At 65.7% G+C, this 14,020-nt stretch carries 12 protein-coding genes; 4 read left to right on the top strand and 8 right to left on the bottom strand.

What is annotated here, in order from left to right; all coding sequences use genetic code 11:
- Positions 1 to 5: 5 nt before the first annotated feature.
- The 5 genes from upp to SJY40_RS07280 are packed head-to-tail and all read right to left on the bottom strand — an operon-like array spanning position 6 to position 4,453.
- Entirely contained in the window at positions 6 to 635 is a 630-nt protein-coding gene (gene upp, locus SJY40_RS07260) for a uracil phosphoribosyltransferase (protein ID WP_378944394.1), read from the bottom strand.
- Entirely contained in the window at positions 635 to 1,606 is a 972-nt protein-coding gene (locus tag SJY40_RS07265) for an adenosine deaminase (RefSeq protein WP_378944396.1), read from the bottom strand. Before SJY40_RS07265 ends, upp begins: the two co-directional genes overlap by 1 nt.
- A complete protein-coding gene (locus SJY40_RS07270; RefSeq protein WP_378944399.1) occupies positions 1,603 to 2,781 on the bottom strand; it encodes a phosphopentomutase in 1,179 nt (392 codons plus the stop codon). Before SJY40_RS07270 ends, SJY40_RS07265 begins: the two co-directional genes overlap by 4 nt.
- A complete protein-coding gene (locus SJY40_RS07275) occupies positions 2,778 to 4,061 on the bottom strand; it encodes a thymidine phosphorylase (RefSeq protein WP_378944401.1) in 1,284 nt (427 codons plus the stop codon). Before SJY40_RS07275 ends, SJY40_RS07270 begins: the two co-directional genes overlap by 4 nt.
- The gene (locus SJY40_RS07280) at positions 4,058 to 4,453 is read right to left on the bottom strand and encodes a cytidine deaminase (RefSeq protein ID WP_378944404.1); all 396 of its coding nucleotides are present in this window, start codon (positions 4,451 to 4,453) and stop codon (positions 4,058 to 4,060) included. Before SJY40_RS07280 ends, SJY40_RS07275 begins: the two co-directional genes overlap by 4 nt.
- Before the next feature lie 161 nt (positions 4,454 to 4,614).
- Between SJY40_RS07280 and SJY40_RS07285 the strand changes: the two genes are divergently transcribed.
- Together SJY40_RS07285 and SJY40_RS07290 are read left to right on the top strand one after the other, a co-directional pair.
- Positions 4,615 to 6,894, top strand: a complete 2,280-nt coding sequence (locus tag SJY40_RS07285; RefSeq protein ID WP_378944406.1) for an NADP-dependent malic enzyme — start codon at positions 4,615 to 4,617, stop codon at positions 6,892 to 6,894.
- Positions 6,895 to 7,111: 217 nt separating this feature from the next.
- Positions 7,112 to 9,004: a propionyl-CoA synthetase gene (locus tag SJY40_RS07290; protein ID WP_378944409.1), complete on the top strand. Its 1,893-nt coding sequence runs from the start codon at positions 7,112 to 7,114 to the stop codon at positions 9,002 to 9,004.
- A 3-nt stretch (positions 9,005 to 9,007) separates the two neighbouring features.
- Here the strand turns inward: SJY40_RS07290 and aroA are convergent, their stop codons facing one another.
- The gene (gene aroA, locus SJY40_RS07295; protein WP_378944412.1) at positions 9,008 to 10,339 is read right to left on the bottom strand and encodes a 3-phosphoshikimate 1-carboxyvinyltransferase; all 1,332 of its coding nucleotides are present in this window, start codon (positions 10,337 to 10,339) and stop codon (positions 9,008 to 9,010) included.
- 115 nt (positions 10,340 to 10,454) lie between these two features.
- On the opposite strand from aroA, the gene SJY40_RS07300 reads away from it, so the two are divergent.
- The gene (locus SJY40_RS07300; RefSeq protein WP_378944415.1) at positions 10,455 to 11,189 is read left to right on the top strand and encodes a DNA alkylation repair protein; all 735 of its coding nucleotides are present in this window, start codon (positions 10,455 to 10,457) and stop codon (positions 11,187 to 11,189) included.
- Here SJY40_RS07300 and SJY40_RS07305 read toward each other — a convergent pair.
- On the bottom strand, positions 11,177 to 11,677 hold the full coding sequence (locus SJY40_RS07305; RefSeq protein WP_378944418.1) for a hypothetical protein: 501 nt from the start codon (positions 11,675 to 11,677) through the stop codon (positions 11,177 to 11,179). The genes SJY40_RS07300 and SJY40_RS07305 overlap by 13 nt on opposite strands.
- A gap of 118 nt (positions 11,678 to 11,795) precedes the next feature.
- Here SJY40_RS07305 and moaA point away from each other — a divergent pair, with 118 nt between their 5' ends.
- Positions 11,796 to 12,803, top strand: a complete 1,008-nt coding sequence (gene moaA / locus SJY40_RS07310) for a GTP 3',8-cyclase MoaA (protein ID WP_378944420.1) — start codon at positions 11,796 to 11,798, stop codon at positions 12,801 to 12,803.
- A 73-nt stretch (positions 12,804 to 12,876) separates the two neighbouring features.
- On the opposite strand, the gene ispG is transcribed toward moaA, so the two are convergent.
- Positions 12,877 to 14,004 carry a flavodoxin-dependent (E)-4-hydroxy-3-methylbut-2-enyl-diphosphate synthase gene (gene ispG / locus SJY40_RS07315; protein ID WP_378944422.1) on the bottom strand — a complete coding sequence of 376 codons (1,128 nt, stop codon included), beginning with the start codon at positions 14,002 to 14,004 and terminating at the stop codon, positions 12,877 to 12,879.
- Positions 14,005 to 14,020 lie beyond the last annotated feature (16 nt).

Below are 14,020 nucleotides of genomic sequence, written 5' to 3' on the forward strand. Positions count from 1 at the left end.
GGGCCTTATTTGGTGCCGAACATCCGGTCACCGGCATCGCCCAGACCCGGCACGATATAGCCGTGATCATCCAGCTTTTCGTCCAGAGCGGCGGTGAAGATCGGCACGTCGGGATGTGCCTGACGCATGCGTTCAACACCTTCGGGGGCCGCCAACAGGCACAGGAAACGCAGGTTCTTGGCACCGCGCGCCTTCAGCATGTCGATCGCCTCGACCGAGGAATTGCCGGTGGCCAGCATCGGATCGACCACGATGGTCATGCGGGCGTCCAGCTCTTTGGGAACCTTGCAGTAATATTCGACCGGCTTCAGCGTTTCGGGGTCGCGGTAGAGCCCCACGAAACCGACGCGCGCCCCCGGGATCAACTCCAGAATGCCGTCCAGCAGGCCGTTTCCAGCCCGCAGGATGGAAATCAGCGCCAGCTTCTTGCCCTCCAGCGTGGGGGCCTCCATCTCGCACATGGGGGTCTGGATGGTCATCGTGGTCAGTTCCAGTTCCCGCGTGACCTCATAGGCCAGCAGCAGGCTGATCTCGCGCAGCAGGCGGCGGAAACCGGCGGTCGAGACCTGTTCCTGGCGCATGATCGACAGCTTGTGCTGGATCAGGGGGTGATCGACGACGGTCAGATGGGGCATCAGGCGAATTCCTTTTTCAGGCGGTCTTTGGTGGCGGTGTCGCAGAAGGCAGCCTCGGCGGCCCAGAGGTTAATCTGTCGGAACTCGGTATCGCCCCAGCCAAAGACCGATGCAAGCCGGTCGTATTCGTCGCGTATGGTCGTGTGGAAGAAGGGCGGATCGTCGGTGGACACGGTGACCCGCACACCCGCATCGGCCAGACGAACGATAGGGTGCTTGTCCCACGACGGATAAACCCCAAGCGCGATGTTCGATCCGGGGCAGACCTCAAGCGTGATTTCCTGTTCGGCCAGATCGCGGACCAGCTGCGGGTCCTCGATCGCCTGCACGCCGTGGCCGATGCGCGTGCAGCCCAGATCCAGCGCCTGACGCACACTGTCCGGCCCGCCCCATTCACCTGCGTGGCAGGTCAGGCCCAGCCCCGCTTCACGCACGCAATCGAAGCTCCAAGCAAAATCGGTGGCCTTGTGGACCTGTTCCGCCCCGCCCATGCCGAAGCCGGTGATCCAGCCGCCGCCCGCGTCGAAGGCGGTTTCCGCCGCGCAGAGGGCCGAGAGTTTCGCGTGATCCGGCCCCATGTGGCGGATGGCGGTGACGATGCCGCGGCTGTCGATGCCCATGGCGCGGCCCTTGTCGGCCACCTCGGTCATGGCGGCCAGGTAATCGCGCCATGCCGACAGATCGCCTCCGCCGCAAAATTCGGGCGAGACGAACAGCTCGGTATAGATCACGCCCTCCTCGGCGCAGCGTTCCAGCACCTCGGCCAGCAGGCGGGCGTAATCGCGCGGCGTGGTCAGAACGGCGGTCGCGGCCTCGTAGCAGCGCAGGAAGCCCGGGAAGTCGTCATAAGCATAGGCGCCGCGTTCGTCGAAGACGCCGCTTAGGTCGGTGCGCTTTTCCTTGGCGACGGCGCGGATGAAATCGGGCGGTGCCGCGCCTTCCAGATGCAGGTGCAGTTCGATCTTCTTCATAGAAAGCTTTGTCCGTGCTTGGGGGCTGCAAGCCCCAGATGTTCCATGACCGAGGCCCCGATGTCGGCAAAGCCCACCTGCCCCACCGAACGCGTCCCCGCGCCATGCACCAGCACCGGCACGCGTTCGCGGGTGTGATCTGTCCCGCGCCACGTTGGATCGTTGCCGTGATCGGCGGTGAAGATCGCCAGATCGCCCGGCCCAAGCGTCGCAAGGAACCGCCCCGCGACCGTGTCGAACCATTCCAATTGCGCGGCATAGCCTTCCACGTCGCGCCGGTGGCCGAAGTTCGTGTCGAATTCGACAAAATTGGCAAAGGTCAGGCTGCCGTCCGCGGCTTCCCCCCCGAGGCGGACCAGATGCTCGCCCAGATCGGCGTCGGATTTGCCCTTGTGCAGATGCTTGATGCCGCGATGGCTGAAGATGTCGCCGATCTTGCCGATGGCATGGGTGTCGCGGCCCGCCTCGGCGGCGGTGTCCAGAATGGTCTGGGCTGGCGGTGCGATGGCGAAATCACGGCGGTTCGGGGTGCGCTTGAAGCTGCCCGGCTGGCCCAGAAATGGCCGCGCGATGACCCGCCCCACCCGCATCTTGTGCAGCATGGGCGCCAGATCGTGGCAGAGGTCGATCAGCCGGTCCAGCCCGAAGACATCCTCATGCGCGGCGATCTGCAACACGCTATCAACCGAGGTATAGCAGATGGGCCAGCCTGTCTGCAGATGCTCGGGGCCGAAATCGTCGATCACCTGCGTCCCCGAGGCGTGGCAATTGGCCAGAATGCCGCCCGTCCCCGCCAGCTCGCAGATGCGGGCCGTGACCTCGGGGGGGAAGGCGGGGGTGGTGTCGGGGAAGTAATGCCAGTCCCACGGCACCGGAACACCCGCGATTTCCCAATGACCTGAAGGGGTATCCTTACCGCGCGACACCTCGGTCGCGGCACCCCACAGGCCCTGCGGTTCGACCATCAGCCCCGGCGCCTCCTGCCCCGAGGCCAGCTTGACCGCCTGCCCCAGCCCAAGACCCGCCAGATGCGGCATCGTCAGCGGGCGGGCCTGCGCGATATGCCCGACGGTATTGGCGCCGGTATCGGGCTGGCCATCGTTGAAATATTGATCGGCGTCAGGCGCTCCGCCGATGCCGACGCTGTCCATGACGATCAGGAAGGCGCGGGTCATGCGGTGATCCTTTCGCGGATCAGGGGGCCGGAGTGGCCGTCATCCCCAAGGTGATAGGCCGACTGCACGGCGGCGATTGCGACCTGTGCGGCGGTATCATCGGCGGCATGAACGAAGGCAAGCGGGCGGTCGGGGCCAACATCGTCGCCCAGCTTGGCCAGACGGTCCAGACCGACACGCGGGTCGATGGGATCGCCCGCGCGCACGCGTCCGCCGCCAAGGGCCACAACGGCATGGCCAAGCGCCGTTACGTCGATCCGGGCGATGCGTCCGGCAGGTGCGGGAACGGGACGGATGACCGGCGCGACGGCCAGATGCGCGGCGGGGCGCTGCATCAGGTCGGTCGGGCCGCCCTGTGCGGCCACCATGCGGCCAAAGACCTCGGCGGCGGCGCCGCTGTCCAGCGTTCCCGCCAGCCCTTCGGTTGATTGTCCGGCAAGGTCCAGGCATTCCTGTGCCAAGGCCAGCGTCAGCTCGCGCAGCGCGCCCTGTTCGCCCTGCAGCACGCGGATCGCTTCGGCAACCTCCAGCGCGTTGCCGGCGCTGCGGGCCAAGGGTTGGTCCATGTCGGTGATCATGGCCGATGTCCGGCAGCCCGCGCCATTGGCGGTATCGACCAAGGCACGCGCCAGACGGGGCGCGCTGTCGGGCTTTTTCATGATTGCCCCCGACCCCGCCTTGACGTCCAGCACCAGCGCATCCAGCCCCGCCGCCAGCTTCTTCGACAGGATCGAGGCGGTGATCAGGTCGATCAACTCGACCGTCCCCGATTCGTCGCGGATCGCGTAGAGCCGCTTGTCCGCGGGCGCGACATCACCCGTGGCCGAGACGATGGCACAGCCGATCTGACGCACGATCCGGGCGAAATTCTGCTGGCTCTGATCGCAAAGGAACCCCGGGATCGCCTCCAGCTTGTCCAGCGTGCCGCCCGTATGGCCAAGACCGCGCCCCGAGACCATCGGCACGAAGACGCCCCGCGCGGCCAACAGCGGCGCCAGCACAAGGCTGACCGTATCGCCGATGCCGCCGGTCGAATGCTTGTCAACCACCGGCCCCGACAGATCCCATTGCAGCACCTGCCCGCTGTCGCGCATGGCGCGGGTCAGGGCGACGCGGCCTTCGGGGCCAACGCCCTTGGTCAGGACGGCCATGGCGAATGCCCCGGCCTGCGCCTCGCTGACCGAGCCATCGGCCAGACCCTGCGCGATCAGCGCCGCGCCGGGCCCGTCCAGTCCGCGACCGTCGCGGATGGCTGCAATGACAGGACGCGGGTCGGTCATGATGCGTTCGTCATATGACCGGCGTCGAAACGACCCGGCAGCAGATCGCCCACCGTGGTTTCCATCCGGCCGCCATCCGTGGTGGCCAAGACTACCGGCACATCGGCATCGGCGAATTCGGCCAGTTTCTGCCGACATCCGCCGCAGGGGGGCACGGGGCTGGGGCTGTCGGCGATGACGGCCACCTCGACCAGACGGGTTTCGCCTGCCGCGACCATGGCGGCAATCGCCCCGGCCTCGGCGCAGGTGCCTTCCGGATAGGCGACGTTTTCGACATTGCAGCCGCTATAGACGACCCCCGAGGCCGAACGGATCGCCGCCCCCACCTTGAACTTCGAATAGGGCGCATAGGCATTTTCACGCACATCGCGCGCAGCGTTCATCAAAGACATCGGTCCGTCCTTATCAAATCATTGCCGCCAATTTGCGCGTCCCTGCGGATCAGCGCAAGCAGGCCGTCCCGTCGCGCATGTCGAACGCCATGCACAAGCCCGCTGTTCCCCGTGCGCGATATCGTTTAACGGTAAACCAATTCCGAAACCGGAGGGGCAGAATGGAAGACCGCAGGCAGGACAGCGCGCGCCAGGCAGCACTGGATTATCATGAATTTCCGCGACCCGGTAAGCTGGAGATCCGCGCCACGAAACCGATGGCGAACGGCCGCGACCTGTCCCGCGCCTATTCGCCCGGGGTGGCCGAAGCCTGCCTCGAGATCCAGGCCGACCCATCGGCTGCGGCCCGCTATACCACCAAGGGAAATTTGGTGGCCGTCATCTCGAACGGGACGGCGGTGCTGGGCCTTGGCAACATCGGGGCGCTGGCATCCAAGCCGGTGATGGAGGGCAAGGCGGTCCTGTTCAAGAAATTCGCCGACATCGACTGCTTCGACATCGAGGTGAACGAACCCGACCCCGTCAAGCTGGCCGAGATCGTCTGCGCGCTGGAACCGACCTTCGGCGCCGTGAACCTGGAAGACATCAAGGCGCCCGACTGCTTTGTCGTCGAAAAGCTGTGCCGCGAACGGATGAACATCCCCGTCTTCCACGACGACCAGCATGGCACGGCCATCGTCGTCGGTGCCGCCGCCACCAACGCGTTGCGCATCGCCGGCAAGCGGTTCGAGGATATCAAGATCGTGTCCACCGGCGGCGGGGCCGCGGGCATCGCCTGTCTGGACATGCTGCTGAAGCTGGGCGTCAAACGTGAAAACGTCTGGCTGTGCGACATCCACGGGCTGGTCTATGAAGGCCGGACCGAGGATATGAACCCGCAGAAGGCCGCCTATGCGCAGGCCTCGGACAAGCGGGCCCTGGGTGATGTGATCGACGGGGCCGACCTGTTCCTCGGCCTGTCGGGTCCGGGCGTGCTGAAGCCGGAAATGGTCGCCCGCATGGCCGATCAGCCGATCATCTTCGCGCTGGCCAACCCCAACCCGGAAATCGACCCCGATGCCGCACGCGCCGTGAAACCGGGTGCCATCATCGCCACCGGGCGCAGCGACTACCCCAATCAGGTCAACAACGTGTTGTGCTTCCCCTTCATCTTCCGCGGTGCGCTGGATGTGGGTGCGACGACCATCAACGACGAGATGAAGATCGCCTGCATCGAGGGCATCGCCGCCCTTGCCCGCGCCACCACCGCAGCCGAGGCTGCCGCCGCCTATCGCGGTGAGACGCTGACCTTCGGGCCGGATTACCTGATTCCCAAGCCCTTCGACCCGCGTCTGGTCGGCGTCGTCAGTTCCGCCGTGGCCAAGGCCGCGATGGAGACCGGCGTCGCGGCCCGCCCGCTTGAGGACCTTGAGGCTTACAAGCTGAAGCTGGACGGTTCGGTCTTCAAATCGGCCATGATCATGCGCCCGGTCTTCGAAGCCGCAGCCACCACCGAACGCCGCATCGTCTTTGCCGAGGGCGAGGATGAGCGCGTGCTGCGCGCCGCCAACGCCATGCTGGAGGAAACCACCGACGTCCCGATCCTGATCGGTCGTCCCGAGGTCATCGCCATGCGTGCCGAACGTGCGGGCCTGCCGATCCGGCCCGATGTCGATTTCCAGATCGTGAACCCGGAGAACGATCCGCGTTACCGCGATTACTGGGAAACCTATCATGGGCTGATGGCCCGTCGCGGCGTCAGCCCCGACATCGCCCGCGCCATCATGCGCACCAACACCACGGCCATCGGCGCGGTGATGGTGCATCGCAACGAAGCCGACAGCCTGATCTGCGGCACCTTCGGTCAATACAGCTGGCACCTTGAATATGTCCGCCAGATCCTGGCGCGCGACGGTCTGCATCCCACGGGCGCGCTGTCGATGATCATCCTTGAAGAGGGCCCGCTGTTCATTGCCGATACCCAGTGCCACAACGACCCCACGCCGCATCAGGTGATGGAGGCCGTGATGGGCGCCGCCCGCCACGTCCGCCGCTTTGGTCTGGCCCCCAAGATCGCGCTGTGCAGCCATTCGCAATTCGGCAACACCGACAGCTATTCGGGCCGCAAGATGCGCGAAGCCTTGGAGATGCTGGACGCACGCGAACCTGACTTCATGTATGACGGCGAAATGCATGTCAACGCGGCACTGGACCCCGAACTGCGCGAACGGATCTTCCCGAACTCGCGTCTGGAAGGCGTCGCCAACGTGCTGGTCTTTGCCGGAACCGATGCGGCATCGGGCGTGCGCAACGCGCTGAAGATGCGCGCGGCCGGTCTGGAAGTCGGTCCGATCCTGATGGGCATGGGCAACCGCGCCCATATCGTCACGCCATCCATCACCACGCGCGGCCTGCTGAACATGAGCGTTCTGGCGGGCACGCCGGTCAACCACTACGGCTGAACCCGACCCGGACGCGCGAATCACTTTCGCGCGCCCGGGTTTTGCAAAGGCACAGGCCGGGCAAAGTACCAGACGCCCCCGCCTTTGGGTTTGCAAACTGCCGCCTGCCCTGCGGGACGGATTTTGCAGAACCGCCACCGCGTCATGCGCTAACATGCTTGCCTGCGCCCCCCCGATCCGCGCAACACTGCTGCAGCGGACTTGTGGAGGGGGAAGCATGGCGTATCAGGACATCTATGCAGGCTGGCAATCGGACCCCGAGGGGTTCTGGATGGAGGCCAGCCGCGCCATCGACTGGACCCACCCGCCTAGCCGCGCCTTCTTCGATCAGGGACCGGCAGGGGAGTGGTTTTCGGACGGGATGGTGAACACCTGCTGGAACGCAATCGATCGCCATGTTCAGGCGGGGCACGGCGACCGGCTGGCCGTCATCCACGACAGCGCCATGACCGGCAAGGTCGAGCGGCTGACCTATGCCCAGCTGCAGGATCAGGTCGCGCGGCTGGCCGGGGTGCTGGCGGCGCATGGGGTCGGCAAGGGCGATCGGGTCATCATCTATATGCCGATGATCCCGCAGGCACTGCAGGCGATGCTGGCCTGCGCCCGCATTGGGGCCATCCACTCGGTCGTGTTCGGCGGCTTTGCCGCGCATGAGCTGGCCGTGCGGATCGACGACGCCCGCCCCAAGGCCATCCTTGCGGCGTCCTGCGGGTTGGAGCCGAACCGCGTCGTGCCCTACAAACCGCTGATGGATCAGGCGCTGGAGGAGGCCGCGCATAAGCCCACACTGTGTCTTGTCCACCAACGCCCCGAATGCACGGCTGCCATGACCGAAGGCCGTGATCTGGACTGGGACGAGGCCATCGCCACCGCCACACCCGCCGATTGCGTTCCGGTCGAGGGCAACCACCCAGCCTACATCCTCTATACCTCGGGGACGACGGGTCAGCCCAAGGGCGTGGTGCGCCATACCGCGGGCCATCTGGTGGCCCTGGCCTGGAGCGTGCCGCATATCTATGACATCGGGCCGGGGGACGTGTTCTTCGTGGCGTCTGACGTCGGTTGGGTCGTGGGCCACAGCTATATCGTCTATGGCCCGCTGATCGCCGGTGCCACCACCGTCATCTTCGAGGGCAAGCCCGTCGGCACCCCCGATGCGGGCACCTTCTGGAGGATCATTGCGGATCACGGCGTCAAAAGCTTCTTCACCGCCCCCACCGCCATCCGTGCCGTCAAGCGCGACGACCCTGATGGCGCGCTGATTGGGCAACACGACCTGTCCAGCCTGAAGGCGCTGTTCCTTGCCGGTGAACGCGCCGATCCCGATACGATCACATGGGCCGAAGATCGCCTGAACATCCCCGTCATCGACCACTGGTGGCAGACCGAGACCGGCTGGCCCATCGCCGCCAACCCGCTTGGCGCGGGCCTGCTGCCGATCCGCAAGGGCAGCCCCTCGGTCCCCATGCCGGGCTATCACATCGATGTGCTGGATGAGGCGGGCCACCCCGTCGCGCCGGGCACCCTGGGCGCCATCGCGCTGCGCCTGCCCTTGCCGCCGGGCACGCTGCCGACGCTGTGGAACGCCGAGGCGCGCTTCCGCAAGGCCTATCTGGACCACTTCCCCGGCTATTACGAAACCGGCGATGCGGGCTATGTCGATGAGGATGGCTATGTCTTCATCATGGCCCGCACCGATGATGTCATCAACGTCGCGGGCCATCGCCTGTCCACCGGCGCGATGGAGGAGGTGCTGTCATCCCATCCCGCCGTTGCCGAATGCGCCGTGATCGGGGTGGTCAACACGCTGAAGGGTCAGGCTCCGGTGGGTCTGCTGTGCCTGAAGAAGGGCGTCACGACCCCGCCGGATCAGGTCGTCTCGCAGGTGGTGGCATTGGTCCGCGACCGCATCGGCCCCGTCGCAGCCTTCAAGACCGCCTGCGTGGTCGATCGCCTGCCCAAGACGCGATCGGGGAAGATCCTGCGCGCCACCATGGCCAAGATCGCCGATGGAGAGGAGGTCAAGACCCCCGCCACCATCGACGACCCCGCCATCCTAGATGAGATCAGGACCGCATTGGCCGGCGTCGGCTATCCCTGCGAACGCTAGCGATCAGTCGATCTGCGCACCAAGCCGGGTCATCAGCGGCACGAAATCGGGGAAGGAGGTGGTGATCGGATTGCCGTCGTCGATCTGCACGGGGTTTTCCGTCGCCAGACCCAGCACCATGAAGGACATGGCGATGCGGTGATCCAGATGGGTCACCGCCGTCCCGCCCCCCTTGACGGTGGGTGCGCCATGGACAGTCATGCTGTCCTGGGTTTCCTCGACCCGGACGCCGTTCACCTCCAGCCCGCGGGCCATGGCGTCGATGCGGTCGCTTTCCTTGACGCGCAGTTCCGCTACGCCGTTCATCACGGTGGTGCCCTCGGCGAAGGATGCGATGACCGAAAGGATGGGGAATTCGTCGATCATGCTGGCGGCGCGTTCGGCAGGAACCGAGACGCCCTTCAGCGGGCCGTGGCGCACGACCAGATCGGCGACGGGTTCGCCACCTTCCTCGCGGGTGTTTTCGAAGGTGATGTCGGCGCCCATTTCCAGCAGCGTGACGTAAAGACCGTCGCGCGTGGGGTTGCGGCTGACGCCCGGCACGCGGATCTCGCTGCCCGGCACGATCAGCGCGGCGGCCACGGGGAAAGCCGCACTGGAGGGGTCGCGCGGCACGGCAACGGGCTGGGCGCGCAATTCGGGACGGCCCTTCAGGGTGATCTTATGGCCGTCTTCGGTCGTTTCCGAGGTGATTTCCGCACCGAAGCCCGCCAGCATCCGTTCCGAATGATCGCGCGTCGGTTCGGATTCGATGACGACGGTATCGCCGGGGACGTTCAGTCCGGCCAGCAGGATTGCCGATTTGATCTGCGCGCTGGCGACCGGCGTGCGATAGGTCAGCGGCACGGGGTCGGCCGCGCCACGGATGGTGATCGGCAGGCGGTCGCCTTCGCGGGCGGTGATCTGCGCACCCAGCTGTGCCAGCGGCACGGTCACACGCGCCATGGGGCGGCGCGACAGGCTAGCGTCGCCTGTGAAGGTCGCGGTGATGTCGGTCGTGGCCATCGCGCCCATGATCAGCCGCACGCCGGTGCCGGAATTGCCGCAATCGATCACCCCCTCGGGCGAGCGGAAGCCGCCGACGCCGACGCCATGCACGCTCCAATCGCCGGGGCCGTGCTGGGTGACCTCGGCCCCGAAGGCGCGCATGGCCTTGGCGGTGTCCAGCACATCCTCGCCCTCCAGGAGGCCGGTGATGCGGGTTTCGCCCACGGCCATGGCACCAAGGATCAGCGCGCGGTGGCTGATCGACTTGTCGCCGGGCACCGTCGCCTGACCCGTCAGGGGGCCGCTGCGGCGAGAGGTCATCGGACGGGCTGGGGCGGAATGCGACATGGGTTACCTCGTGATTTTGCGGGCCTTTTACCGTGACCGCGACCCCGCTTCCACCATCTTCTTGAGGCTTTGCCCGCGCGGCCCTAGTAAGGAGACCAGAAAACAGGAGAATTTCATGCAGGAACTGGACCAGCTGCGCGCCTTGGCCAATCCCGAACTGGCCGAACGCATCGCCGCACGTCACAAGACCGGCCGCCCGACGCTTGGCCTGACCCCTGCCCAGATCGAGACCGCCGTCACCGGCTGGCGCGACGATCTGGACGTCGACGGTCGTGTGGCGCTGGCCCGCGACCTGTGGGACAGCAACATCCACGAGGCGCGTCTGGCCGCAGCCCGCCTGCTGGTGCAGGCCCGCATCCGCCCCGATGATGCGGTCTGGGATCTGATCTGCGAATGGGCGCCCCAGTTGGACGCCCCCGAGGTTACTGATGCGGTGATGGTCGCAGGCAGCAAGCGTCTGGTCGCCGACCCCGCCCGCATGGAGGAGATGCTTGATTGGGCGCAATCCTCGAACCCGTTCCAGCGGCGCGCGGTGCTGATGGGCACCCTGCCCTGGGCCAAGATGAACAACCCCAAGCCCGCCGATCTGGAAATCCGCGAACGCGTGCTGGAATGGGCCGCCCATCTGGCCGACGACAGCAACGGCGCCGTGCGTCAGGCGATCGAGACCTGGCTGCGCGATCTGGCCAAACGTGCGCCCGAACGCGTCGCCGAGTGGCGCAAGGATCGCGAACAGGTCGTCGCCGCCGCCAGACAGGACGAAGCCGAACGGGCGGCGGAAACCGCGGCCCGGGCCGAGCCCGCCGAAGCGGACCCGGTCAGCGACACGGAAGACGATCAGGACTTGTAGACGTCCAGCGTCGGCAGATCGGTCAGCGAGATGCCCAGCAGTTGCAGCGCAGGCAGGGAAACCTGGCTGCCGCTGCCGCCACCGGTCAGCGGGATCAGCTCGACCTTGGCGGATTTGCCATTGGCGGGGTTCACGATGCGCCCCATGGCGCGGGCCGTGACCAGCGGCGTCTTGATCCAGAACCCACCTTCGGATGGGTTGCCAAGCGATCCCACCGTCGATCCCAGCTTGGTCTCGGCGCTGGCCTCGGGCGCTTTGGAGGCGGCTTCGCGCTGTTCCTTGGTGGTGGTGTCCAGCTGCGCGGGTGTCGCGCGGGCCGCAGGACGCGGGGCGGGTGCGCGGGTAATCGCGGTCGCCGCCGCCACCTGTTCAGCCGTCACGGTCTTGGTCGGTTCGATTTCGGGGCGAGCTTCGGTCTTGGTCGTCTGGCTGCATCCGGCCAGTGCCAGACCCACTCCCATCGTCACGGCAAGGGGTGTCATGCGCATCGGCTTCTCCTGCGATTATATGTCGAGGCAGTTTAGGCACGACAAAAACGAAAGGTCCACTGGAAGTCCCGTGATCCAGCCCATTGTGAGCGGGCCTTCGCATACCTAGATTGCAGCCATGGAAACGCACGCCCCCCTGATCGACCCCTTCGCCCGCCCCATCAATTACCTGCGGGTCTCGGTCACCGACCGTTGCGATTTCCGCTGCGTCTATTGCATGGCCGAACACATGCAGTTCCTGCCCAAGGCCGAACTGCTGACGCTGGAAGAACTGGACCGTCTTTGCACGGCCTTCGTGGGGCTTGGCGTGCGCAAGCTGCGCATCACCGGCGGAGAGCCGCTGGTCCGTCGCGGCATCATGACCTTCTTCCGCAACGTGTCGCGGCACCTTGGAAACGGGCTGGACGAACTGACCCTGACCACCAATGGCAGCCAACTGGCCCGTCACGCCGCCGAGCTTTACGACTGCGGCGTTCGGCGCGTGAACGTGTCGCTGGACACGCTCGACGCTGACAAATTCGCCAAGATCACGCGTTGGGGTCGCCTGCAGCAGGTGTTGGACGGCATCAAGGCGGCCAAGGATGCGGGCCTCAAGGTCAAGATCAACGCCGTCGCGCTGAAGGGCTTCAATGACGTCGAGCTGTTCCATCTGGTCGAATGGTGCGGCCAGGAAGGTCACGACCTGACCTTCATCGAAGTCATGCCCATGGGCGATCTGGGCAATGAGGATCGTCTGGACCAATACTGGCCCCTGTCGGACCTGCGCGATCAGCTGGCCGAGCGTTTCACCCTGCTGGATCTGGCCGAGCGCTCGGGCGGCCCTGCCCGCTATGTCAAGCTGGCGGAAACCGGTCAGAAGATCGGCTTCATCACGCCCATGACCCATAATTTCTGCGAAAGCTGCAATCGCGTGCGCGTGACCTGCACGGGCGAATTGTTCATGTGTCTGGGTCAGGAAGACAATGCCGACCTGCGCGCACCCTTGCGGGCCCATTCGGACGATACCGTTCTGCGCAATGAAATTCGCGCGGCCATCGCCCGCAAGCCCAAAGGCCATGACTTCGACTATTCCCGCCAGAAGGTCGAAGGCCAGATGACCCGCCACATGAGCCATACGGGCGGGTAACACCCTTCAGTCGTGCTGGAATATTCTCGGGGGGTCCGGGGGGCGAAGCGCCCCCGGTCGTCGCGGGACGCAGTTACTCGGCCGCCTCCGCCGCAGCTTCGGCTTCCAGCTTTTCCGCGCGCGCCTCGACCAGTTCGACGATGTGATCGACCATCTTGTCATTCGACAGCTTGTGGCTCTGGCGCCCCGCCATATAGATCATGCCGCTGCCCGCACCACCGCCGGTGAAACCCAGATCGGTCATAAGCGCCTCACCCGGACCGTTCACCACGCAGCCGATGATCGACAAACTCATCGGGGTCTTGATATGTTCCAGCCGCTTTTCAAGCGCCTCGACGGTCTTGATCACGTCGAAACCCTGACGCGCGCAGCTTGGGCAGGAAATGATCTGCACGCCGCGGGTGCGCAGGCCAAGCGATTTCAGGATTTCGAAGCCAACCTTGACCTCCTCGACCGGATCGGCCGAGAGGCTGACGCGGATCGTATCGCCGATGCCGGCCCATAGCAGGTTGCCCAGACCAACCGCCGATTTGACCGTGCCGCCGACAAAGCCACCGGCCTCGGTGATGCCCAGATGGATCGGCGCATCGGTCGCGTCGGCCAGCTGCTGATAGGCGGCGGCGGCCAGAAACACGTCACTGGCCTTCACGCTGATCTTGAATTCGTGGAAGTCGTTATCCTGCAGCAGCTTGATATGGTCCATGCCGCTTTCGACCATCGCGTCGGGGCAAGGCTCGCCGTATTTTTCCAGCAGATGGCGTTCCAGTGACCCGGCGTTCACCCCGATCCGGATAGAGCATCCATGATCGCGCGCGGCCTTGATCACCTCGCGGACGCGGTCGGCGCTGCCGATATTGCCGGGGTTGATCCGCAGGCAGGCGGCACCCGCCTCGGCGGCCTCGATCGCGCGCTTATAATGGAAGTGGATGTCGGCGACGATCGGCACGGGGCTTTCGCGGCAGATCTCGCGCAGCGCGTGGGTGGTTTCCTGATCCGGGGCGCTGATGCGGACGATATCGGCGCCGGCATCGGCGGCGCGGATCACCTGATCCAGCGTGGCCCGCACGTCATGGCCGTCGGTATTGGTCATCGTCTGCACGCTGATCGGCGCGTCGCCACCCACGGGCACGTTGCCGACCATGATCTGACGGGATTTCCGACGCTCGATATTGCGCCAGGGACGGATCGGGTTCAGCGACATCTGCAAGCCTCCGGGG

The sequence above is a fragment of the Paracoccus sp. R86501 genome, from assembly GCF_042466435.1.
Classification (GTDB): domain Bacteria; phylum Pseudomonadota; class Alphaproteobacteria; order Rhodobacterales; family Rhodobacteraceae; genus Paracoccus.